We start from the raw sequence: 1,909 nt of genomic DNA, 5'->3' as shown, positions 1-1,909 counted from the left end.
GAGATGTCTACTCGACACAATAAGTATATTGGCCAAAGTATAAATGCACATATTAATGAGAAAGTGAAAGAACCTGAGTTTGATGCGTATTATACAAGAGCAAAGCTGATAAGTGAAATCTCTCAAAAAGTATATGAACTTAGAATTTCGGCAGGATTGTCGCAAAAAGAAATAGCAAAAAAAGCACATACAACACAACCAGTTATTGCCCGTTTGGAAAGCGGAAAAGATTCGCGTATACCTTCCCTTGAGCTTCTGGCAAAAATTGCACATGCAGCAAATAAAAAGCTAGACTTTTCGTTTTTTTAAAAATCTGAATTTAGGTGGGCCTAGTTCAATTACATCAATTAATTCAAATCGCCCATGATTGGGATGATTGCTACCTTCATCAGTTCCATATCTATGGTAAAGATTATGGATTATACAGAGATGATGATATTATGTTTTCTAACAATATACACAAAGTATTTATTGATGCGTAACACCAATCATAAAAAAGAGCATAATGGCATGGAAATCATCGATGCACATATTCACTTTTGGGATTTATCACAACAAATGAATCAATGGGTTTTAAATGCCGATAAGCGCTTACAGAAAAACTTTACACCAGAGCAGTTACCTAAGCGCACATTTGTGCATATTGAAGCACATGATTCAAGTATTGACACTTTACATGAGGTCAACTGGCTGACGCAAGCGTTTCCTGATACGTCAATGCGATATATCTCATGTATTGATTTTTTTCAAAGCTTTCCACAGTACAAAGCGCAAATTGATCGCTTAAGGGCTTATGATCATGTTGTTGGTGTGCGACAAATACTTGCTTATCATCCCAAAGCAGCTTATTCCCCAATGAAATCAAATCAATTACCAGAAGATTTTAAGCAAAAGCTGGCTTACCTGGCGCAACACAATATGGTCTTTGAATGCCAGATGTATCCTCAGCAAATTATAAATTGCCTTGGCGATATTGAAAAATCAGCTGTGACAACTGCTATTGAGCATTTTGGTTTGCCATTATGTGCATCAGATAAAGATATGCAGTACTGGAAGGCGATGGTTGATGCAATTGCTAATAAAACCAATATTTTTGTCAAACTATCCGGGTTTTTTATGTTAAATCAAAGCAAAAAAGATATGCAGTATTGCCTTAAATATCTACTTGATAGAATTCCCAGCAACCGGCTTTGTTATGGTTCAAACTACCCTGTTTGTCACACTGAAAATTATGATTACTGGTTTGAATTGTTAAAAACAGTGATCCCAGATAATACTTATGCAGATATTTTCGCGAATACAGCACGAAATTTATATTGGAGATAGTCGAGGTTTTATTGCGTATGTACAGGCCGATTATTACTTATCGTTACCAAGCTTAGCTGCATACCAATCATGATTATGCATAATATTAAGCCACCATCGGTCCATTTTTTGTTGATTCATTTGTTGCCAATCTGGCGTATGTGTTACTAACTCATGGCCGAATATCTTACCAAGCTCATAGAGTTTTTTTTCTGTGGCAAATTGTATTTCTGCCCATTTGTCCGTGGGGGAGTATTGAAATAACTGTGTAAATTCTTTCATAGGTTATAATGGTTAAAACGTATAATCTAAGGACGAAAGATGAAAAACAAAGAACAAAACAAAGCATTAGATCAAGCGCTTGATCTCATTGTCGAATCAGGTGCTGATTTATCCAATCTATTTAAATCAGATGGCGTATTGAAGCAATTAACCAAAGGTCTGGTTGAACGTGCTTTACAAGGTGAACTAAAGGCGCATCTTGGTTATGACAGGCATGAACGTAGCGATTCTGCTAATGCACGTAACGGCACGGCACGAAAAAGCGTAATAACAGAAGATGGCCTATTGGAAATTGATGTGCCTCGTGATCGCTTAGGTGAAT

5 protein-coding genes are annotated in these 1,909 nt (G+C 36.6%); 4 read left to right on the top strand and 1 reads right to left on the bottom strand.

Features of this window, described 5'->3' with window-relative positions; translation table 11 throughout:
* The 3 genes from DNK84_RS11900 to DNK84_RS11890 form a co-directional block, all read left to right on the top strand.
* Positions 1-309: helix-turn-helix transcriptional regulator (locus tag DNK84_RS11900; protein ID WP_208123324.1), on the top strand; the 309-nt coding region annotated here is incomplete at its 5' end.
* Positions 310-323: 14 nt separating this feature from the next.
* Entirely contained in the window at positions 324-482 is a 159-nt protein-coding gene (locus DNK84_RS15105; RefSeq protein WP_119344711.1) for an IS1096 element passenger TnpR family protein, read from the top strand.
* Positions 430-1,326, top strand: a complete 897-nt coding sequence (locus tag DNK84_RS11890; protein WP_235826896.1) for an amidohydrolase family protein — start codon at positions 430-432, stop codon at positions 1,324-1,326. The genes DNK84_RS15105 and DNK84_RS11890 overlap by 53 nt, the downstream gene beginning before the upstream one ends.
* 33 nt (positions 1,327-1,359) lie before the next feature.
* Here the strand turns inward: DNK84_RS11890 and DNK84_RS11885 are convergent, their stop codons facing one another.
* Positions 1,360-1,587: a hypothetical protein gene (locus tag DNK84_RS11885; RefSeq protein ID WP_119344709.1), complete on the bottom strand. Its 228-nt coding sequence runs from the start codon at positions 1,585-1,587 to the stop codon at positions 1,360-1,362.
* A 39-nt stretch (positions 1,588-1,626) separates the two neighbouring features.
* Here DNK84_RS11885 and DNK84_RS11880 point away from each other — a divergent pair.
* Positions 1,627-1,909: transposase (locus tag DNK84_RS11880; protein WP_208123323.1), on the top strand; the 283-nt coding region annotated here is incomplete at its 3' end.

This window comes from Facilibium subflavum, from assembly GCF_003574485.1.
Classification (GTDB): domain Bacteria; phylum Pseudomonadota; class Gammaproteobacteria; order Francisellales; family Francisellaceae; genus Facilibium; species Facilibium subflavum.
Note: the sequence above shows the minus strand (reverse complement) of the source record. Positions and strands in the feature narration are given on the sequence as shown.

Coding starts and splice junctions, on each gene's coding strand:
- DNK84_RS11890 (WP_235826896.1), top strand. CDS start 430: ATGATGATATTATGTTTTCTAACAATATACACAAAGTATTTATTGATG.
- DNK84_RS11885 (WP_119344709.1), bottom strand. CDS start 1,587: ATGAAAGAATTTACACAGTTATTTCAATACTCCCCCACGGACAAATGG.